The following is a 21454-nucleotide window of genomic DNA, read 5'->3' on the forward strand; positions in this document are numbered from 1 at the left end:
TTTTTCCTATTAGAGAGTTAAATTATGTCTGTATATCTTGTAATACTACCGAAAGATGAGCTGAACCCTAAACAGCTTATAGAAAAAGTAGCTGGTAGTTATCTAGGTTTATTTCCTAATGTGGGATACAAGACTCACAACTATATTGCAGATAATCCTTCCACTTCTGGTAGTTCAGTGATATGGGATAGAATCGACCCAAGCTCTTCCATATATAAAAGTAAAAAAGATGGGACATGGGTAGTGAGCTCTGGAATAAATGTATCAAAGAGCATTTCTGAAAATGTTGTGAGACGAGGAGGGGAGGTATATTATGTAGAGCCTGTGTGGGGTCATTACACAGTGGTGCGTGCAGAAATGTACTTAAGTCAATTTCAGGCATGGAACACCGTACCTGCAGTTGAAGCCATTCACTATGCTCAGGATGAGAGTTTTATTTATATTAGTAATAGACCTTTGCCTATAGCGCTAGCGATAAGTCGAGGTTCAATTGATAGTATAAAGATGAATCAAGACTTTTTATCAGAATATCTAGCTTTTGGTTACTCGTTAACTGGTAATACCATTTATGAGGGTGTAAAAATATTACCTGCAGATAAAATGCTCAATGTAAAAAACGGCTCAATTAGCTTGCAAAATAAACCAAGCGGAATGCACTCAAATTTACCCTTAAAACGATCTCAAAGTGAAGGTGCATATTACTTAAAAGATGCACTAGAAAACTCCATGAAAAGATCAATAGATAATATGAGAGGTGATAAAGTACAGCTACGGATGAGTGGAGGTAAAGACTCCAGGCTTTGTGCTCTTTTAGCTAAGCCATATAGCCAGAAGTTTTACTCTGTCAACTTTGGCGACTTAAAGGAAATGGAAACTAAGTTGTCAGTAGTGATTAGTAGCTACCTTAATATGCCTATAGAAGTAACATCGCCCGAACTTATGCCAGGGAGTTCTATTAGACATAAGGTACAAAATCAAATACTTATGTCAGACGGTATCCTACCATCAGAACCGCACACGTCTATATACTTAGGATCAAATCCAAAAACGAAGAATGAATCAATTATGCTTGGACAGTGGCCACTATTTAAAGGTGGTTATGCTAATTCTATGAGAAACAGTGAGAATTCATTAAAATCTAAATTGATTAGCATAATATTCCCGATCCTTAATAGTGTAGAACAGAGTAAATTTGAGGATTTACTTTTAGGATGGTTTGAAAATCAAGAATCAAGTAGTAATTTAGAAAAACTGTACCTATTTTCAAGGCTTTTTCGATCTGGCAGATGGATGCAAGGTAGTTTTGCCTTATATTCAAGGGATGCTGATGTATTGTTGCCGATTAGTGACTCTCAGGTAACAGCGGCATCTGATACCCTTTCTATGTATGAAAAGGTTTCACAAATATCACTATATTCTGTTATGGACTCAATGGATAGTATTATAACTAATATGCCATTAGCTAACTCGAATTGGCCAGTAGCAGTAAGAGATTTGATAAATTCTTATCCTCAACAAAGCTCACAGGCTTCAAGTTATTTTGATAATAAGAATAAGGAGATAGAAAATAGTAGTATGTATATTACTAGGGACTATATTTCTGCAATGAGTGATAAAGTTATAATTGATATTGCAAAAGAAATAGTTGAGTCACCTAGGTTCGATGTTTATGCAGAAAAACTTAATAAGTATTTCATTAATTCAGTTAAGAATTTCGCCAGTGGAGAATCATCAACACCAAATCACATGCAAATTAGGATTTTTAAATCTGCAGTGTGGAGATTGTATGTTGCCGACGTCTGGCTATCGTTGAATTGGTTAAAATAAACTTCAAGAGTTTATTTTAATAGTGTCTAAAAGATTATTAGTGAATTTTTATGAGTTTAAAAAGATTTATTCGACTTAAAGAGCTTGGATTAAATCTAGATAAAGTCTATATTCCAAGTGCAGATTATTTACATACTAGGGATAGCTTAAACAGCCATGAGATCTATAGAGTTCAGACAAACTCTGAAGGTAATCAGTTGAGTCCTTGGGGATCCAACTCTAGTAAGCACATATATCTGTTAGGTGACTCATCTATTGAAGCCATATATATTCGTGCTAGTATGAAGCCACAAAGTGTATTAGAGAGACTTTTATTAGAAAATCGGTATGACTATAAGGTTTTTAATCTTGGTGTATCAGGAGCACAAACACTTAATATTATTAACTTAATAATCAATAAATTAGGTAACAAAAAGCAGTCAACAGTTGTTGTTTCTGTTCCCAGTAATGATGCTAGCACTTTAAGGCTAAAGGAAAACTATTACAGTGATGATTGGCGATATGCATCTATAGTACCTGCTACTAATAGAGATCCAGAAATTACTAATGAAATAGACTATGATCCCTTCATAAAGAATATAAAAATGATTATAGAGTTGTGTGATATCTTACAATTGCAACTTTTTATGACATCTATAATATATACGGGTAATAATATTTATTATGAGAAATTAAATAAAATTACCTCGGAAATTTGTTTATCAAAGAACATACCATTTATTAATTTGGAAAAAGGACTAAAAGAGGCTAAGGAGCTTTTTTACGATCCCTTACATTTATTATCTTGTGGAAGTAACTATTATGCGAAGCGTGTATATGAAGCTATTAAGCCGGGCTTAGAGATTGATAATCATGTTTCAATGAAGAGCTACATAATATGCAATAATACACTTCTGACTAAAGATTTAATTTGGTCTGAAAGATTTGACGTTTCACAGCGTAGTATTGTAAAGATAGTGATCGATGCTGAATACCCTAATGGGTTTGAAAGTAAACAGGTACTTATGGCAGTAGACTATGGCTCTGAAAACATAAAATCTGATTTGGCGAGATCTGATAATAAAGAAATAGGATACTTTAAGTATATTAATGGTCCTGAAGGAAAAAAAATTGAGAAAATTATTGAGCTTCAAATACCTGAAGGGTGTAATAAGCTTCGTATAGGATTGCGTGGGTGGCGCTGCTATGATGTTAAGGTCCATCATTCTTATATATCAGTCATCAATGTATAATTATATTAAGGGGCTATAGCTAATTATTTAATTTCACTCTTACATTCATAAATAATTTGTTTGTAATCAGAGTTGATATACTTGACGATAGAATAATGATTATTGATATGCTTCACGATATTTAGCTTCGAATGTACATGCTATAGTCAATTTCACCTAAAAATGTTATAAACTAAGTATTAAATTCAATTGTTATTATAAAGACCATGACTTACTCACTAGATTTCCGTATGCAAGTTCTTAAAAGCTTAGACGAGGGTATGACCTTTGCCGAGGCAGCTGAGTTCTATAATCTCAGTCCAACCACGATACAGAACTGGAAGAGACGTATTCATAGCAAAACAACCAGGCAAACCAAACCCTATAAAATACCAGATGACGTGCTACTTAATGATGTCAAAGAGCATCCTGATGATTATCAGTATGAGCGAGCACGTCGTTTAAACTATAGTAAAACAGGCATTTATCATGCCCTAAAGCGGTTAGGCATCAGTCAAAAAAAAGACCTTAGAGCATCCAAAGGCATGTCCGATAAAAAGAGCGATCTATCAAAGTAAGCTTGATACCTTTAAACAACAAGGCTATCCCATTGTCTATATGGATGAGAGCGGCTTTGAGGCTGAAACCATTCGTTCTCATGGTTACGCGCCTATTGGTAAGCCATGTATCGATCGCTACAACTGGCAAGGTAAAAAGCGAACCAACGTTATCGGTGCTCTGTATAACAAGATGCTGTTTGCACTTGATTACTTTAAGTACAACATCAACAGCAGCATATTCTACGGCTGGTGCAAACAAACCCTCATCCCAAGTCTTAAAACCAAATGCGTGATTGTGATGGATAACGCCAGATTTCATAAGAGCAAACGCATTCAAAAGCTACTAAACAGGCACGGGCATCGCATTCTTTGGTTACCACCGTACAGCCCAGACTTGAACCCTATTGAAAAGAAATGGGCTCAAGTGAAGTTTCTACGCCAAGGCTGGATGCAAGATGACTTATCCAAATTGTTTTATGATATTTGCCCTGGTCATAACAATTTTATTTTGAACTGACTATATATCTCAGATATATACTATTAATATAGACCATTGTGCTTTTAAGTATTTTTAAATATAAGGCAGTTATTTTGTTAAGTATATTACTAGTCAGCGATGACTTGACGTCTTTAGCAATGAAGAATGAAACTTTAGTCAAAACGAAAGAGAGTTATTTATCGTATCAGCTTTGGCGTCGAAAAAAACCCGACTTCATCCTTGTTGAATCTGCGTGGCGCGGACATAAAGACAAATGGCGCTACAAGATCGCTAATTATCCAGATTATCCTGAGCGAACCAATGTCGAGTTGCGCAAGCTGTTAGAGCTGGCGGATAAATACAATATTCCTGCGGTATTTTGGAATAAGGAAGATGGTGCTCACTTTAACCGTTTTATCGACTCTGCTAGTTTATTCAAATATATACTGACCGTTGATTCAAACTGTGTCGAACGTTATCGCTCTATATTAGGTAAGAGTGTAAAAGTAGGGGTGCTGCCCTTTGCTGTGCAGCCTAAGTTTCATCACCCCATAGACTTACCACCTCGTTATAACCAAAGCCTGTTTGTCGGCAGCTATAGCCATCATATCCATAGTGTACGCAAGCAATGGCAAGACATGGCATTTACCGCCGCTTCTCCCTATGGACTGACCATCGTCGATCGCAACTCTGATCGTAAGTCTGACGTCTATCGCTATCCTGATTTGCCCAATATGACCATCAAACCTGCCGTGCCTTACGACCAAACAGGTGAACTATTCAGACAGTACTCACACTGCTTGAACGTCAATACCGTCACCGACTCTCCGAGTATGTTTTCTCGCCGTCTGATTGAGATTATGGCTTGCGGGCGTTTGGCAGTGACCAATCCCAGTTTGGCCGTTAGTACCCGCTTTGAAGGGATGTGCGAAGTCATTGACAGTCGCGAGCAAGCAGATGAATTATTTGCGCAGCTGTCTAAAGGCTATACTAAAGAGCAGATAGAAATGATGCGCTATGCCAGTGACCATGTATTGCAAAATTACAATTATGATAAATGGTTGCAGAGCATTGTCGAGTTTATTGAGTTATAGTTACTTATCAGAATATATTCTATTTCCTTATTTATGTCCCTTTAACAAAGCCAATTAACATAGCCAAAAATTTATGAAAAACATCACCCACGCCGTTATCCCCGTCGCAGGCTTTGGTACCCGTATGCTGCCACTGTCCAAGTCCGTACCCAAAGAGCTGCTGCCATTGGGCAATCGTCCCGCCATTCATTATGTGGTCGCAGAAGCCATCGCTGCCGGTATCAAGCACATCGTCCTCGTCAGCCATGCCCAAAAAGGCGCGATTGAAAACTACTTCGATATCAATGCCGAGCTTGATAATCAGCTTAGAGCCAAAGGCAAAGACACGCTGGCTGATAGTCTCAACTGGCTACCAGAAGATGTGACCGTATCGATGATACGTCAGGGTAAACCCTTAGGTTTGGGTCATGCGGTATTGGCAGCGCGTCCCATCATTGGCGAGCACGACTTTGCCGTCATGCTGCCCGATGTAGTGCTTGACCCATACACCACCGACATGAGCGTGGACAACCTCGCCTTTATGATGAATCAGTTTGCTGATGATGGGCACTCGCAGATATTGGTCGAGACCGTGGCGGATAAAGACGTGCACAAGTACGGCATTGCCCAACTGCATGAAGCGCCTAACGATGACAGTGACGCTGCTAATGACAGCAATAACAATAAAAATGTAAACACCAGCTTTAAAGTGGCCGGCTTTGTCGAAAAGCCGAGCTTAATAGACGCACCTTCTAATTTGGCCGTGGTCGGGCGTTATGTGTTTAGCAATCGCATCTTTGATTATCTGGCGCAGACTACCGCCTCGGTCGGTGGCGAGATTCAGCTGACCGATGCCATCGATGCGCTGATCAGTGAGGATGGTGTCAATGTCACCACCATGCACGGCGACAGCTATGATGCTGGCGACATGCGCTCGTATATGCAAGCCTTTATCTACTTTGCCGAGCAGCAGTTGGCGAGTGGTGAGTAACGGATAGGTCGCCTATCAATGGCCGATAATCAGCAGATAAATAGCCGGTGAATAACATGACAAATAACAGTCCGTATAGCGCATCATATAACGGCTCTTATAACTGCTCATATAAAAAGGCCCGCCACTCTGAGTACTGGCAACAACTGCAGGCACTGGCCCAGCAGCCATGGTCGCTGGCGCAGCTGTTTGCGCAGGATGATGAGCGTAGCCGCCGCTTTAGTTGCCACGCTGGGGCGCTATATATGGACTATAGCAAGCAGTGTATCGATGACAGCGTCTTATCCGGCCTATTGGGTCTCGCCGAGAGCTGTGAGCTGTCGGCTCGTATTCAGGCGCTGCTACAAGGGGCGATGGTCAATACCAGTGAGCAGCGTGCCGCCCTGCATACCGCCCTACGTCTGCCAGACACAGCAGCGCTACAAGTGGACGGGCAAGACGTGGTCGCTGACGTGCATCACAGTCTGGCGCAGGTGGCCAGACTCTCTGAGCGGGTGCGCAACGGCACGTGGCGAGGCTTCTCTGGTCAGGCCATCACTGACGTGGTCAATATCGGCGTCGGTGGTTCTGATCTGGGGCCATTGATGGCGACCACCGCCCTTGATGAGTGGGCAGATACCGACATCGAAGTGCATTTTGTCTCTAACATGGACGGCACGCAGCTGGATAATTTGCTCAAGCACCTCAATCCTGAAACCACCTTGTTTATCATCTCCTCCAAGTCGTTTGGCACCGTCGATACCTTGTCCAATGCTAGGACCGCCTTGTCATGGCTACTGGCCACCGCCGAGCGGCGAGCAGGGACGGAGGACAGCGTGCTGCGTCGGCACTTCATCGGCATCTCGGCCAATAGCGCTAAGATGAGCGCATGGGGCATTCACCCAGAGCATCAGCTGCAGCTGTGGGACTGGGTCGGTGGCCGCTTCTCGATGTGGTCAGCGATCGGCCTTGCGCTTGCCATTCGTATCGGTATGCCCAGGTTTAAAGAACTGCTGGCTGGAGCGCACAGTATGGACACCCATTTTGCGCAAGCCGACTTTAGGGATAACTTACCGGTGCTATTGGGGCTGCTGGCGGTTTGGAACAGTACCTTTTTGCAGGTCAATGCCCATACCGTCTTGCCGTATGATGGTCGTCTCAGTTATTTGCCCAGCTACTTGACCCAGTTGGAGATGGAGAGTAACGGTAAGTCCGTGACTTTGCATGGTGACCATATCGATTACGATACCTGTCCGATTCTATGGGGTGAGATTGGCTCCAACGCTCAGCATGCGTTTTATCAGCTGCTGCATCAAGGCACGCAGCAGGTGTCTTGCGACTTTATCGCCTGTGTGCGCCGCTATAGTGATAAAGTACAGAATGCGCCACTGCAGCAGCAGCATGAGCTGTCGCTGGCCAACTGTCTGGCACAAAGCCGGGTGCTGGCCTTTGGTAATGCCGCTATTGCAGAAGCGGCTGACGCTGGCAGTCATGACACCAGCGCTTCTGAGGCCGATAGGTATAAATACTATCGGGGCAATCAGCCCTCGACCACCTTGCTGCTTGATGAGCTGACCCCGCACAGCTTAGGGGCCTTAGTGGCATTGTATGAGCATAAGGTCTATGTCATGGCCAGCATCTGGGATATCAACCCGTTTGATCAGTGGGGCGTGGAGATGGGCAAGCAGATGGCAGAGTCGGTACATCAGGCCATGCAGCACGAAGTGGCTGGTCAGTTTGACAGCTCTACCGATCAGCTATTACAGCATATCAAACAGCTGTCGTAGGGCGCATTCCATGCACCATCATAACAACGTTTGACAGGTACTGAGTTATCGTAGGCTGTGGCTTTAGCCCAGCATTTTGCTCTTGCGAAGGTTTGATTTGTAGGGCGCATTCCATGCACCATTATTGCAATGCTTGAACGATGCTTAGAAAGCACCCTACACAAAAACTTAGTCTACGCTGTAGCGTTTGTAAAGTAAGCCGACCGTATTAAAAAGGATATAAGATGTCTGTTCATCCAAGCCATGCTAATAATAGTCATAATAAAATAAAAGCCTGCGTGATTATCGGACATAGTATCGAGGCCATTACTAGCGCCGTGGTGCTCGCCAGCCTCGGTCAGCTCGTGCATCTGTATGCTGATCGTGAGCGGTTAGCGCAGCAGCTACAGCAATATGGTTTTGAGCATCATTTGCAGGCGCTGTGGCAGATGTATGAGCAGCAGCAGCAAATCGTCCCTCGGGCGCTGCCAGACAGCGCTGCGACCCTAATACAGGGCTATGACAGGGCACAACGCCTAGATTCGCGCCATGAGCAGCAGCCCACCGCAGCGCTTTATTGGTTGTTTCTCGACAGTATCAAGTCTGTCTGGTCGGAGGACAGCTGGCTTACCGCCTTTAATCACAGTCATCAGCAGGTACTGCCTGTGATCATGAGCGGTATTGAGCAGCCTGGCCATATCGCTGGATTGGCGCAGCGCCTGCAGCGGGCGTGGGTGTATTATGTGCCCTTTGTGTTTTTACAAGACGGTGATGCTTATAGCTCGATGCTCAACCCGTCACTGTGGCTGCTGGGTGAAAAGACCGCCGACAGTCGTCAGCATCTGGGCCTGTTAGCGCCCTTGATGCAGCATGCCCGTGCCGCCCATTATGCGGACATCGCCACCATAGAGTTTGCCCGCAGCAGCATCATGGCCATGCTGGCGACGCGGGTCAGCTTTATGAATGAGATGTCACGCTTGGCAGACAGTCAGCAGGTCGATATCAAGCACGTCAGCCGTATCATGGGCTTGGATGAGCGGGTCGGTGGCAGTTACTTACAGGCTGGCTGGGGCTTTGGAGGTAATACCTTGCCGACAGAGCTGGTCAAGCTGCAGCAGTCGAGCCAAGCGCATAGCCTAGAGATGCCGCTATTGCAGTCGGTGCTGCACATCAACGAAGATCAAAAAGAGCTGATATTCCGTAAGTTTTGGCAGTATTTTGATGGCTTTATTGACCATAAAACGGTCATGATTTGGGGCGGCAGTTATAAGGCTGGCTCGGGACGTACGGCCGACTCTGCCATTCATCCTTTGTTGGCATTATTGTGGTCGTATAATATTCGCACCTTGGTCTATAGTGACAAAGCCCAGTCTGAGCTTGCCGCACTGTATGGGCAGCAGCCATTGCTTGAGCTGATCGGCAGTCCGTATCAGCAGTTGGACAAAGCACAGGCGGTGTTTATCATCAGCTGGTCGCCACGTGATCAGCTTGATATGACTCAGCTTAACCAGCAAGCCATGCCTATCTTTGATGCCCAGAATGCGCTGACACGAGCACAGATCAATGGTTTGGTGGGTGACTATATGGGCATTGGGCGTGCTAAATAATAAACCCTGACTTACGCTGGCACCGCACCTTGTGCCGCTAACCACTGCTCAATCTCATGAACCTTATCGGCCAATAACGTCTGATCACCTTGAGTTTCAATATTGAGCCGGATAAGCGGCTCGGTGTTTGAGGCACGCAAATTAAAGCGCCACGCACCAAAATTCAAGCTTAAACCATCAAGCATGGATTTGCTTGGCTGCTGGCTGCGATACTGGTCTTCAATAGCGCTGATAATGGTCGGCGCATCATGGGTGGTGAGGCGAAAGTTCATCTCCCCTGAGCTCGGATAGGCTTGGATGTAACCGGTGACCAACTCGGACAGCGTCTTGCCGGTGATTGAGAGTAGCTCTATGGTCAGTAGCCACGGAATCATCCCACTGTCGCAGTAGAAAAAGTCACGGAAGTAGTGATGGGCTGACATCTCACCGCCATAGACAGCGCCTGACGCACGCATCACCTGCTTGATAAATGAGTGCCCAGACTTACTGATGACCGCCTTGCCGTTATGTTCTTCGATGACTGCTTCGGTGTTGTATATCACTCGTGGATCATAGACGATGGACTCGTTTGGATATTTGTTTAAAAACGCCTGCGCCAGCATACCCACCACATAGCTGCCATCGATAAACTCGCCTGTCTCATCGAATAAAAAACAACGGTCAAAATCACCATCAAAGGCAATGCCCAGATCGGCTTTGTTTTCCAAAACGGCTTGCTGGGTCGCCACTCTGTTGGCCTCGATCATGGGGTTGGGGATACCATTAGGGAAGCTGCCATCAGGGGTATGATGCAGTGTGATTACCTCGATTGGTGCGCCTGCCTGCGTGAGCTTGGCGACCAATAAATCAACCACGGGGCCAGCACTGCCATTACCTGAGTTGATCACCAGCTTTAGCGGTTTGAGTTTATCGATATCGATAAAGCCCATCACATGCTCGATATAGGCAGTTTTGTCGGTTAACCGCTGCAATGCTGCTGCTCTGTCACTGCTTGCGAACTGTCCAGACTCTGCCAAGGCCTGAATCTCTGCCAGACCATCATCGGCGCTGATGGGCTTTGAGTACTCTTTGACCAGTTTTAGGCCGTTATAATTGATCGGATTGTGACTGGCGGTGACTTCGATGCCGCCCAGCGCCTGATAGTGACTGGTGGCAAAGTACACCTCTTCTGTACCCGTCATGCCCAAATCGATGACATCGACGCCAGCATCTAGTATGCCTTTGAGGGTCGCTTGTTTTAGCAGCTCGCTTGAATGGCGTATATCGCTACCGATGACGATGGCGGGTTTTAGCGTTGCCAACTCACTCTCTGGTTTGACATTAACTTCGGCGTTATAGCGCTGCCATAAAATCTGCGCAAAGGCCCGTCCGATACGGTAAGCGATGGCCTCATCAAGGTTTACCCCAAGCTCACCGCGAATATCATAAGCTTTAAATGAATCAATCGTCATGGGGTGAAATTCGGTCGCTGGCTGATAGCTGGGGGTCGCAGAAGTAGACATCATGACAAGATTCCTTGCGCTTGAGCAGTGAGGTGAGAGAATAGAGCGTGTTAAATGTTTGGCCATACAATTATAAGCCAATTGGCGTTCAATGCTACACTAACAACAAAATCGCTATAAATTTAACGTGATTCTAATCAGCAAACACTAAAAGTATAAGAGTATTCTTTATGACCACTGTAAAAAATAAAATCTCAGCACCCAAACCCGTACAAGGCACGCCAGAAGCCAGCGGTCAGCTCGATGATCTGCTCGCCTTGATGGCACGGCTGCGTGCCGACTGTCCGTGGGACAAAAAACAGACCAATCATAGTCTGATTCCTTATGCGATTGAGGAAGCCTACGAGCTTGGCGAAGCGGTACAAGCGGATGATGACGAAGACATCAAGGGCGAGCTGGGTGATGTGCTGTTGCAAGTGGTCTTTCATTGCCAGATGTATGCTGAGCAGGGGCGCTTCGATATCAGTGACGTCATGACCACCTTGCAAGAAAAGCTAATACGTCGTCATCCGCACGTCTTTGAAGCAGAAACGCTGGCGGATGAAGCAGCCGTCAAAGCCCGCTGGGATGAGATCAAAGCCGAAGAGGCGCTTGAGCGTCAACGCCGAGGGAAGCCCAAAGGTCGTCTCGATAGAGTAAAGGCCGGTAGTGCTCTTATGCAAGCGCAAAGCTTACAGCAGGCGGCCAGTGAGTTGGGGTTTGACTGGCAAGGAGTTGAGGGCGCTATCGAAAAGCTAGAAGAAGAAATCGCTGAGCTCAAAGACATCATGCCGCAAACAGGCGAGACCGTGAGCCCTCGCCAGCGTGATGAGCTAGAAAAAGAGCTGGGTGATTGTCTGTTTGGTTTGGTCAATGTCGCTCGTAAACTAAACCTCGATGCTGAAACAGCCGCCCTGACTTGTGTGCATAAATTTAAATCACGTTTTGCTTATATCGAGGCGCAACTGGCCGCTGCTGGCAAGCGGGTCGAGGACAGTGATATCACAGAAATGGATGCCCTATGGGAAGCGGCCAAACAAGAAGAGCGCTGATAGATGAGTGCTACCTATAAAGGCGTGTCCATCTCTTGGCTTATGACCATCGCTTGCTGGGTAGTGATGGCGAGCAGTGCTTGGCCTTATTATGCCCAAGCTGCGCCGTGTTTTGACGATCCGCAAGCGGCTTATGATTATTTAATCGCGCAAGAGGCCGCCGTCACCCAAGCCCGTGATCAGGCCACCGTCAATATCAATCGGGCGACGGAAGGTGAGCTGGTCTCATTGCATGGTATCGGCAGCAGTAAGGCGCAAGCCATCATCCTCTACCGTGATATGTTTGGCGAGTTTCAAACCGTGGAGGAGTTGGCCAGAGTGAAAGGCATCGGGGCGGCGACCATAGACAAGAACCGAGCCCGCCTAACGGTAGGTGAGTAGGTTTTTTGTGGTAAAAAACGGCATAACCCTTGATATTGACAAAATAGCGCACAACTAAAGCGCATAATACACCTAGCAAGCCTAAAGTTTGTTAGAATAGCGAATACATCCGCCTGATAAATGCTAAGCTCGTTAAAAGCGAAGCTCATCGAGAGCGGTTAAGATACCGGCGAGGAGTAGATGCATGGCCGAGCGTGCCGCCAAGCAGTTAGAACTGAACAAATCTGAATTACCCAATTCCATTACTGAAGTCATTGCCACTTTGTCTCGGGCTGGGTTTGATGCCTATATCGTGGGTGGCGGGGTGCGTGATACCTTATTAGGTCTGCAGCCCAAAGACTTTGATGCGGTTACTGATGCCAAGCCGCACGAAATCAAAGACGTCTTTGGTAAACGCTGCCGCATCATCGGTCGCCGCTTTCAGTTGGCGCATGTATACTCTGGTCGTGATTTGATCGAAGTGGCGACGTTTCGAGGACCACCGACCAGTGCTGCCAACACCAATCAAGAGGGCATGATCCTACGGGACAATGTCTGGGGTGATATCAAACAAGACTTTGCCCGTCGTGATTTTTCTATCAATGCGCTGTATTATCAGCCGCTCAAAGGCGTGGTGCACGACTTCTGCGGGGCGCTAGAGGACATCGAAAACAAGACCATTCGCCTCTTAGGCCATGCGCCCAAACGGATAGAGGAAGACCCCGTGCGCCTATTACGGGCGCTGCGTTTTAAGGCGAAGTTGGGGTTTGAGTTTGATACAGAGCTCTCCGAGCAGTTTCATGATGATAACTGGGCGCTACTCGAGCAAATATCGCCGCATCGCCTCTATGATGAGACGCAAAAGATGTTTACCGGTGGTTATCTGGTGCCGCTCTTGCCGCTGTTGTTTGAATCGGGGGCGATAGATAGCCTGCTCATCTATCCACCGTCTGAGCCCAGCGCTTTGGTGACTCAAGTGGCGATCAACACGGACAAGCGTATCGCTGCTGGCAAAAGCATCAATCCAGCATTTTTCTATGCGGCTTTGTTGTGGGAAAACTACCTGCATCAGTTAGAAAAAGCCAAAAAACGCAATATGCCCTTTCATGACGCCCAGCTGCATGCCGCCAGTAAGGTCATCGACCGTCAGCGTATCAAGACCGCCATTCCAAAGTTTGCGGAGCAGTTTATCCGTGATATCTGGCTATTGCAGCCAAAGCTGTCAGCACCTCGCAGCAAGCAGATTGTACCGCTCTCTGAGCACCCACGCTTCCGAGCAGGTTTTGACTTTTTATTATTACGTGAGCAGTGCGGGGACGCCAAACACCCGCTGTCAGAGTCGACCAATGGCATGGGTGAGTGGTGGCAGACCTATCAAACCCTATCAGAAAAAGAGCAGCAGCAGGCCATCGAAGACTTCGATGAAAACCTGCGCCGCGGCGCTCACAAAAAAGGCCAACGTGGGCGAGGCCGCAGTCGGCAAAAAAAACCAGCAAGTGCCGCCAATGAGCTGGTGGTGAATCAAAGCGACTCACCGCACGGCAGCGCAGATAGCGCTCATAGTGACAAGTCAGATGCGAGTACTGCCTCACGTCGTCGCCGGAGAGAGAGTATGCCGTCTACTGCTGATACGCCGTCCACCGCACACAAATCGCCTAAACGCCAAGGCACCCAGCAGACCAAACAAGACAGCAAAGAGCTGGCACAGCTGCAGCAGTTGTCGCTTGCCAGTACGTCATCAAGCCAACGTCAGCAATCACAGCCTGAGCCTTTGTTTGTCATCGAGCACGAAAGAGTAGTGCCGCCATTATCAAGCCAGCCAACGGGTGAGCAGCAAAAAGACAGTCAAACGTCTGCGCAAAAACAGCCGCCACAAAAACAGCCAGCGCCTCATAAAAAAACCAGTGTGAAGGACGAAAAGGCTCAGCCAACACAGGGTGCACAGTCGGATACGCAGAGTGATGACTCGAACATCACGCCACCAAAGCCAGTAAAGCAGCCTGAGGACAAATCGCCATCGGCTGCGCCAAAAAAGGCCGTGCGCAGCATAGCCAAAACGCCTGCACTCGTGAGCTTAAATAACGAGCCGATACCGTACAAGCGTCGCCGCCGTCAGCCCAGCACAGATACTGCCCAGGCATCGCAGACACCACAGGCATCGCAGACACCATCTGGCAGTAAGCCCACTACTGAGTATAAGAAAAAAGCGCCCAAGCCAGCGCCGCAGGCTGCACCAGCTCAGGCAGCAAATAAGGCAGCAACCAAGACATCAGCCAATAAGACCTCGGTCAAGGTGGCTACTACAGCGGCCGCCACCGTCAGTCTAGATATTGCCAGTAAGCTAAACGGCAGCAAAGAACCGATACCGCATAAGCGCCGCCGCCGTCAGCCCAGCTCTGAGACTGATTAGGCATGGCCGCTCTAAGATAACCACTCTACCTAAGAGTCAGTGATAAAAGTAAATGGATACTATGGACAACGCCAACTGGGTGACCTGCTATGTCGGTTTGGGCAGCAATCTGGCCAATGAGCTGGGTTCGCCCGTAGAGCATTTACAGCACGCACTTGCAGCCATGCAGGCACATGAGCAGATACGCAATGTTGTGGTGTCTTCGTTTTATGCTTCGGCGCCGATGGGACCACAAGATCAGCCCGACTTTATCAATGCAGTGGCAGGGTTTGAGACCACACTATCGCCTTTTGCGCTGCTGGCTTTTTGTCAGCAGCTGGAGGCGCAGGCAAAGCGGGCACGTATCCGCCGCTGGGGAGAGCGTAGCCTTGATGTCGATATCTTATTGTATGGGGCCGTACAGATGACAGAGCCGCAGCTGACCATACCGCATGCTGGACTACTTGAGCGCAATTTTGTCCTGATACCGCTACGTGAGCTGGCAGCAGATATTAAGATTTCTGAGCAACCAATAAGCAGCTATGCCGCCAGCCATGACTGGACAGGCTTAAAGTTATTAGCAAATGATAGCTAGGTTTTTTGAGCATAAGCAAAACAATCGCTAAAGGCACTATAAAGGCATTGCAGATTAATTGAGGGTGATATGACGACGTTATCTACTTTAAATAAGTTTAAAAAAGAAGGCACTAAGTTTACTTGTTTGACTTGTTATGATGCGATGTTTGCACGGATGATGGACAAGGCGCAGATTGATACCATCTTGATCGGTGACAGTCTGGGCATGGTGGTACAAGGGCATGACTCGACCTTGCCCGTGACCGTCGATGACATGGCGTATCACACGGCCAATATTGCCCGTAGTAACGACAGCGCCCTGATTTTGGCAGACCTGCCATTTATGAGCTATGTCACCTTACCAGAAGCCGTGGCCAACAGTCGCAAACTGATGCAAGCCGGTGCGCATGTGATCAAGATAGAAGGCGGTAGCGAGCTGTGTGACCTGGTCACGACGCTCGCCCAAGCGGGTACGCCTACGTGCGTTCACCTCGGTCTGACCCCGCAGCTGGTCAACGTGTTTGGCGGCTATAAGATTCAAGGCCGAGGGGATGCGGCGGCGGACAAGCTGCTTGCTGATGCCAAGGCCGTCGTCGAAGCTGGTGCGGCACTACTGGTATTAGAGTGTGTGCCCGCTGAGCTGGCCAAAACCATCACCGAGTCAGTGGCCGTGCCGGTGATTGGCATTGGTGCTGGTGCTGATACCGACGGTCAGGTACTGGTGATGCATGACATGCTGGGCATGGCACATGGGCGGGTGCCTCGCTTTGTCCATGACTTTTTGACCGATGAGCGCAATACTGCCGGCAGTATTGAGGGTGCTTTTGCCCTGTATCAGCAGTCCGTGCGTGCAGGCAGCTTTCCGAGTGAGCAGCATCAATTTAGCTAGTTTTATGTGATTTGTTTTACGATTTAAAATAGAAGAAAGTGACATCATGCCGACCATTCATCATCATATTACTGAGTTACAAGCCACGCTAAAACCGCTGCGCAGCGAGCAACGCATTGCGTTGGTGCCGACGATGGGTAACCTACACGCTGGTCATCTTGAGCTGGTCAAGATAGCCAAGCAACACGCTGATATCGTGGTGGTGAGTGTCTTTGTCAATCCTACTCAGTTTGGTGCCGGTGAAGACTTCGACAGTTATCCACGCACGCTAGAGGATGACGTGAGCAAGTTGGCCACTGTGGCTGCCGACTATGTGTTTGCGCCCAGTATCGAGGAGATGTATCCGGTATTGCCACCAGACACAAGGGTGCTCGCTGGCGCTATCAGTACTCAGCTGTGTGGCCAGTCACGGCCGGGTCATTTTGATGGTGTGGGGATTGTGGTCTCTAAGCTGTTTAATATAGTGCAGCCTGATGTGGCCGTCTTTGGCCAAAAAGACTATCAGCAGCTGGCCATTATCAAGCAGCTTGTCCGTGATTTAAGCTATCCGATTCAGATCGTTGCGGCGCCTATCGTTCGTGCTACGGATGGCCTAGCGCTTTCTTCACGCAATCAGTACTTAACGACCTCTGAGCGCCAAACAGCACCGGTCCTGCATCAGGAGCTACAGCGTTTGGCGCAGCAGATGAGCAGCGGGTTAGAGGATCAAAAACAGCTGGCCTCATTACTGGCTGAGACCAGGGCACACCTCACCACCGCCGGCTTTGATATCGACTATCTGCAAGTAAAAACAGAGGCGTTACAGGCACTGACTGATGGGCAAAGTCTCAGAGACAATACGCAAAATCTAGTCATCTTGGTGGCGGCCTGGCTTGGACGGGCACGGCTGTTAGATAACCAAGTGGTCATTTTTGAATAACACGCTCAACACACTCTAAGTAAAAGTCACTGCAACAACCTAGGATGGTCAATCATGAAAGCGGCAGGTACGCAGCAACCACAGTCAGAGACAGACAAAGCCGACAGCCTAAGTATCTTAGTGGTATCCGGGCGCTCAGGCTCAGGCAAGACCTCAGTACTCAATATCTTAGAGGATTTGGGATATTACTCGATAGACAACTTGCCTTTATCCTTGGTTCCCAATGCGGCTCATAAGCTGGTCGCTGAAAGTAATATTCGCCGTATCGCCTTAGGGGTTGATATTCGTACACCACGAGCCGACCTGTCTAACTTTGTCACGATTTATAGCACGTTAAAGCAAACCTATGGCGCACAAGCGCTAAAGATTGTCTATGTGACGGCGCAAGAGAGCACCTTGGTCGCACGCTTTAATGCCACCCGCCGTGTCCATCCGCTGATGGCGCAAGATGCCGATAGCGACATTGCCAAGCACAGTGTCTCCAATCTGCCTGCGGCGATCAAAAAAGAAGTTGAGCTGTTAGAACCCATTGCCAGCCACGCTGATATAAAAATTGACACCAGCAATCTAAACATTCATCAGCTAAAAGACACGCTGCGTGAGCACGTAGGGATGGACAATCAAATCGTCATCAACATCCTGTCTTTTGGCTTTAAATATGGCAGTCCTATCGATGCCGACTTTATATTTGATGTGAGGATTTTGCCCAACCCGCATTGGAACCCTGAGCTGCGTGCCTCCACAGGTCTGGACTCCGAAGTTGGTGAGTTCTTCGCTGATTATCCGGAAGTGGCAGAGATGACCGATGATATCGCTCGGTTTTTATCACGTTGGCTGCCAGAGTTTTTGCACAACAACCGTCATACTGTGACGGTAGCGATAGGCTGCACCGGCGGCAAACACCGCTCAGTATTTATTACGGATAGCCTGTACCACCGACTGGCCAACAGTATGCCGCCAGGCCTAAAAGTAGTGGCCAAACACCGTGAAAAGCGGCGCTGGTAGCATATTAGCGTGATGGTACTGTGATGTAAGTAGGCAATACGCATGAAAAATTTATACCAGTAGCACACGGGCCTAGCTGTATTCTTTTTATTTAGCATTAACTATATTATTGGGAAAGTTTGTATGATTGATTGGTCAGAGCAGGATATGCGTGTGTCACGCACCGAACTAAAAAAGGCCCACGAGCGCTTGCAGCAGTTGTCGATACCGTTGGCGGGCTTGTCAAAAAAGCAGCTCAAAAAACTGCCAGCCAGTGACTATTTTATGGCAGAGTTGATGGCGCTTGCTGATATCACCAACGCCAATGCTCGTAATCGACAGACCAAGCGGGTCGGTAAACTGATCGGTGAAGAAGATCGTCATGCGCTAGTCAAGGCGCTGTTTGATGCGCAATTTCCCAACGAGCAGATCGTCAAAATAGAAGGCTGGTATGATAGGCTCAATATTAATGATGAGGGCACGCTCAAGCAGTTTGTAAAACAATACAAGGCTGCCGAACGTCATAGCCTATATCAGCTACTACTATGGATTGAGTACGCTAAGCATATACAAGACGATGAGCTGTTAGCAGAGTCAGAAGAAGATCTGGCCAGTTACATCCGAGAAGTGGCGATACTCTCGCAGCTGAAGAAATGACGCTATCGTTAATACATTTTAAAAATGACATGGCGTTACTGGGATGCTGTCTTAACCTACAGTTGCACAGCATCGAACGGATACAGCACAAGTATGGCTTAACGCTAAAAAAACACCAAAAAAAAGGTCAATCAGTGTCTGATTGACCTTTTTTAACCAGCGTCTGGTAGGACTAGTTTTTTTCAGTACGGGCTTTATCGACCAAGTAATCGACTACTTTAGGTACTTTAGCACTTTCACCCGTCACCACATACTTACCATCTACCACCACAGCAGGGACGCCTGAGAGCTGATAACGTTTTGCGCCTGCTTGTGAGCGCCCAACCTTAGTACCCACTGCAAATGAGTTATACAAGCTATTAAATTTCTTTTTGTCAACGCCCTTTGAAGCATACCAGTTGGCCAGTGACGCTTGATCAAACAGCTGTTTGCCGTCTTTATGGATGGCATCAAACAAGGCATCGTGGGTTTGTTTTTCATAGCCTAAGAGCTGAGCGGCATAAAAACCACGGGCGCTGGCTTCCCATACTGGGTTAAGTGCGGCTGGGGTTTTAAAAAACGCCACATCTTTATCTTTGGTTTTGGCCCATTTTTGCATATGTGGATTTAGTGAGTAGCAATGCGGGCAGCCATACCAAAAAAATTCACGAACAATAATAGCGTCGCCGCTGATGTTCTCTGGGTTTTCGAGGACACGATAGTCTTTTCCAGCGACATAATCGGCCGCTTGGGCGCCCATGTTGGCCAGTCCAATAGCCATAGCCAAGCCAGTCAAAGTGATGACACGTTTCATATCTTTTCCTTGGGAGTGAATATTTAAGGTTATCAAAATAAATATCGAAGCGATAAATGCTAAGGCATTAAGCGTCTGTCTAACTTAGCAGAATGCGCCTATGATAACGTAAAAGCACGATACTTGTGAACCAGATTCTTACGCAAGCGTTGTAAAGCGGTGAGGCTATATTTAGGACATATTACTTATCAGTTCACAAGATCAGTCATAAATGCTCACGATGTCGTCACGGCAATTCTCTGCTACCCATGTTAATATTGGACTGATAAAACAATATGACAAAGAGGCACGCTATGAGCGCTACCGTATCTTCTCAATCTACTCAGCTGGATCCTGACATGAAGACGACCATTAATGTGGACCTAAGTGAAGTCGACAAATTTAATAAGCTTGCCAGTGAATGGTGGGACAAAACAGGTGCCTTTGCGACCTTACATCATATCAATCCACTGCGCCTAAACTGGGTTGAAGAAAACATCAAACGTGGCTATAACAGCAGTGCTCAGGATGCTGACCATACTGCCGAGTCAGGACTTGCGGGCAAAAAGGTGCTGGATGTGGGCTGTGGCGGCGGTATATTGGCTGAGTCGATGGCACGCCGCGGTGCTGACGTGACGGGTATTGACTTGGGAGATGAGAACCTGAAGGCGGCGAGCCTGCATGCAGAGCAAAGCGGCTTAAGTGATACTTTGCGCTATCAAAACATCCCGGTGGAGGACTTAGCCCAAGCGCAAGCAGGGCAGTTCGATGTGGTGACCTGTATGGAGATGCTAGAGCATGTGCCAGACCCAAGTGCCATCGTACAGGCTTGCTTTGACTTACTGGCGCCAGGGGGTGTCTGTGTGCTCTCTACCATCAACCGCAATCCAAAGTCATATTTGTTTGCCATTATCGGGGCTGAGTATGTGCTAGGCCTACTCGATCGTGGCACTCACGACTATGACAAGTTTATCACGCCAGCAGAGCTTGATAAGATGGCAATGCGTGCCGGATTTACCCGTCAAGATATCATTGGCCTGCATTATAACCCGATCACCAAGCGCTATTGGTTGGCACAAAATGTCGACGTGAACTATCTGATGGCGGTCCAAAAACCACTGGATGCATAAAGTCTTTAACCTAAGTATTTAAAATAAGAGCATGTGATATGAGTCGATTTGTAAAAGCTGTTTTGTTTGACCTTGATGGCACGCTTATCGATACGGCAGCAGATTTTGTACGTATCATCAGTAAAATGAGCACGCAAAATGATTGGCAAGCGCCGCCAGCGGCAGCCATTCGAGAGCAAGTCTCTGCAGGTGCCTCAGCGATGGTTAAGCTGATGCTAGACCATAATGATCACTCAAACGTCAGTGAAGATGAGCTGTTGCAGTTTCGCCAACAGTTTTTGGATGATTATGAGGCCGATATCTGTGTCGATAGCTGCTTGTTTGAAGCGCTTGATGAGGTATTGTTAGCCCTTGAAGACCAAGGTGTGCCTTGGGGCATCGTCACCAATAAACCCCGCTATCTCTCTGAGCAGCTGCTGACAGCGATGCAGCTGCATGAGCGCTGTTCAGTACTGGTCTGTCCTGATGACGTCTCGCGCAATAAGCCCGACCCAGAGCCTATGTATATGGCGTTAGAAAAGCTTGCGATACCTCGTGGCGCTGCTGGTAGTGTCATCTATATCGGTGACCATGTGCGTGATATCGATGCGGGTAATGCCGCCGGAATGCTGACGATTTTAGCCGCTTATGGCTATATACCGCCAGAGGATCAGGATAAGTTAGCGCATTTTGGCGCAGATTATATCGTTGAGACGCCCAAACAGCTCAATAAGCTGCTGTTGTCTGCAGGCAAGTTTGAATATCTGTAGAGAT

At 47.3% G+C, this 21454-nt stretch carries 20 protein-coding genes; 18 read left to right on the forward strand and 2 right to left on the reverse strand.

Annotation, left to right across the window (positions count from 1 at the left end; all coding sequences use genetic code 11):
- Positions 1-24 precede the first annotated feature (24 nt).
- The 8 genes from J3492_RS04225 to J3492_RS04260 all read left to right on the forward strand — a co-directional run bounded on the left by J3492_RS04225 (position 25) and on the right by J3492_RS04260 (position 9492).
- Entirely contained in the window at positions 25-1827 is a 1803-nt protein-coding gene (locus J3492_RS04225) for a hypothetical protein (protein ID WP_207990227.1), read from the forward strand.
- A 50-nt stretch (positions 1828-1877) separates the two neighbouring features.
- Positions 1878-3059, forward strand: coding sequence for an SGNH/GDSL hydrolase family protein (locus J3492_RS04230; protein ID WP_207990230.1), 1182 nt, complete (start codon positions 1878-1880; stop codon positions 3057-3059).
- A 206-nt stretch (positions 3060-3265) separates the two neighbouring features.
- On the forward strand, positions 3266-3616 hold the full coding sequence (locus J3492_RS04235) for an IS630 transposase-related protein (protein WP_207990232.1): 351 nt from the start codon (positions 3266-3268) through the stop codon (positions 3614-3616).
- A complete protein-coding gene (locus J3492_RS04240) occupies positions 3603-4115 on the forward strand; it encodes an IS630 family transposase (protein ID WP_341534082.1) in 513 nt (170 codons plus the stop codon). The genes J3492_RS04235 and J3492_RS04240 overlap by 14 nt, the downstream gene beginning before the upstream one ends.
- Before the next feature lie 74 nt (positions 4116-4189).
- Entirely contained in the window at positions 4190-5170 is a 981-nt protein-coding gene (locus tag J3492_RS04245; RefSeq protein WP_207990234.1) for a CgeB family protein, read from the forward strand.
- Positions 5171-5243: 73 nt separating this feature from the next.
- The gene (locus J3492_RS04250) at positions 5244-6140 is read left to right on the forward strand and encodes a UTP--glucose-1-phosphate uridylyltransferase (RefSeq protein ID WP_207990236.1); all 897 of its coding nucleotides are present in this window, start codon (positions 5244-5246) and stop codon (positions 6138-6140) included.
- A 56-nt stretch (positions 6141-6196) separates the two neighbouring features.
- Complete coding sequence (pgi, locus tag J3492_RS04255; RefSeq protein WP_207990238.1) at positions 6197-7906, forward strand: glucose-6-phosphate isomerase; 1710 nt, start codon at positions 6197-6199, stop codon at positions 7904-7906.
- A gap of 224 nt (positions 7907-8130) precedes the next feature.
- A complete protein-coding gene (locus J3492_RS04260; protein ID WP_207990240.1) occupies positions 8131-9492 on the forward strand; it encodes a UDP-glucose/GDP-mannose dehydrogenase family protein in 1362 nt (453 codons plus the stop codon).
- Between the two features lie 11 nt (positions 9493-9503).
- On the opposite strand, the gene J3492_RS04265 is transcribed toward J3492_RS04260, so the two are convergent.
- On the reverse strand, positions 9504-10994 hold the full coding sequence (locus J3492_RS04265; RefSeq protein ID WP_279381144.1) for a phosphohexomutase domain-containing protein: 1491 nt from the start codon (positions 10992-10994) through the stop codon (positions 9504-9506).
- Between the two features lie 170 nt (positions 10995-11164).
- Between J3492_RS04265 and mazG the strand changes: the two genes are divergently transcribed.
- The 8 genes from mazG (at position 11165) to yjgA (ending at position 18799) form a co-directional block, all read left to right on the forward strand.
- Positions 11165-12025 (forward strand): nucleoside triphosphate pyrophosphohydrolase, encoded by an 861-nt coding sequence (gene mazG, locus J3492_RS04270; protein WP_207990242.1) that lies wholly within the window; start codon positions 11165-11167, stop codon positions 12023-12025.
- 3 nt (positions 12026-12028) lie between these two features.
- Positions 12029-12406: a ComEA family DNA-binding protein gene (locus tag J3492_RS04275; protein WP_207990244.1), complete on the forward strand. Its 378-nt coding sequence runs from the start codon at positions 12029-12031 to the stop codon at positions 12404-12406.
- A 184-nt stretch (positions 12407-12590) separates the two neighbouring features.
- Complete coding sequence (pcnB, locus tag J3492_RS04280) at positions 12591-14795, forward strand: polynucleotide adenylyltransferase PcnB (RefSeq protein ID WP_207990246.1); 2205 nt, start codon at positions 12591-12593, stop codon at positions 14793-14795.
- Between the two features lie 52 nt (positions 14796-14847).
- On the forward strand, positions 14848-15369 hold the full coding sequence (gene folK / locus J3492_RS04285; RefSeq protein WP_243453097.1) for a 2-amino-4-hydroxy-6-hydroxymethyldihydropteridine diphosphokinase: 522 nt from the start codon (positions 14848-14850) through the stop codon (positions 15367-15369).
- Between the two features lie 69 nt (positions 15370-15438).
- The gene (gene panB, locus J3492_RS04290; protein ID WP_207990248.1) at positions 15439-16239 is read left to right on the forward strand and encodes a 3-methyl-2-oxobutanoate hydroxymethyltransferase; all 801 of its coding nucleotides are present in this window, start codon (positions 15439-15441) and stop codon (positions 16237-16239) included.
- A gap of 46 nt (positions 16240-16285) precedes the next feature.
- Positions 16286-17158: a pantoate--beta-alanine ligase gene (gene panC / locus J3492_RS04295; RefSeq protein ID WP_207990250.1), complete on the forward strand. Its 873-nt coding sequence runs from the start codon at positions 16286-16288 to the stop codon at positions 17156-17158.
- A 54-nt stretch (positions 17159-17212) separates the two neighbouring features.
- The gene (gene rapZ, locus J3492_RS04300) at positions 17213-18163 is read left to right on the forward strand and encodes an RNase adapter RapZ (protein ID WP_207990253.1); all 951 of its coding nucleotides are present in this window, start codon (positions 17213-17215) and stop codon (positions 18161-18163) included.
- Between the two features lie 123 nt (positions 18164-18286).
- Positions 18287-18799 (forward strand): ribosome biogenesis factor YjgA, encoded by a 513-nt coding sequence (gene yjgA / locus J3492_RS04305; RefSeq protein WP_207990255.1) that lies wholly within the window; start codon positions 18287-18289, stop codon positions 18797-18799.
- A 172-nt stretch (positions 18800-18971) separates the two neighbouring features.
- Here the strand turns inward: yjgA and J3492_RS04310 are convergent, their stop codons facing one another.
- Complete coding sequence (locus tag J3492_RS04310; protein ID WP_207990257.1) at positions 18972-19592, reverse strand: thiol:disulfide interchange protein DsbA/DsbL; 621 nt, start codon at positions 19590-19592, stop codon at positions 18972-18974.
- 293 nt (positions 19593-19885) lie between these two features.
- Here J3492_RS04310 and ubiG point away from each other — a divergent pair, with 293 nt between their 5' ends.
- Together ubiG and J3492_RS04320 are read left to right on the forward strand one after the other, a co-directional pair.
- Complete coding sequence (ubiG, locus tag J3492_RS04315; RefSeq protein ID WP_207990259.1) at positions 19886-20701, forward strand: bifunctional 2-polyprenyl-6-hydroxyphenol methylase/3-demethylubiquinol 3-O-methyltransferase UbiG; 816 nt, start codon at positions 19886-19888, stop codon at positions 20699-20701.
- A gap of 38 nt (positions 20702-20739) precedes the next feature.
- The gene (locus J3492_RS04320) at positions 20740-21450 is read left to right on the forward strand and encodes an HAD family hydrolase (RefSeq protein ID WP_207990261.1); all 711 of its coding nucleotides are present in this window, start codon (positions 20740-20742) and stop codon (positions 21448-21450) included.
- Positions 21451-21454 lie beyond the last annotated feature (4 nt).

The organism is Psychrobacter coccoides, assembly GCF_017498085.1.
Taxonomy (GTDB): Bacteria; Pseudomonadota; Gammaproteobacteria; order Pseudomonadales; family Moraxellaceae; genus Psychrobacter; species Psychrobacter coccoides.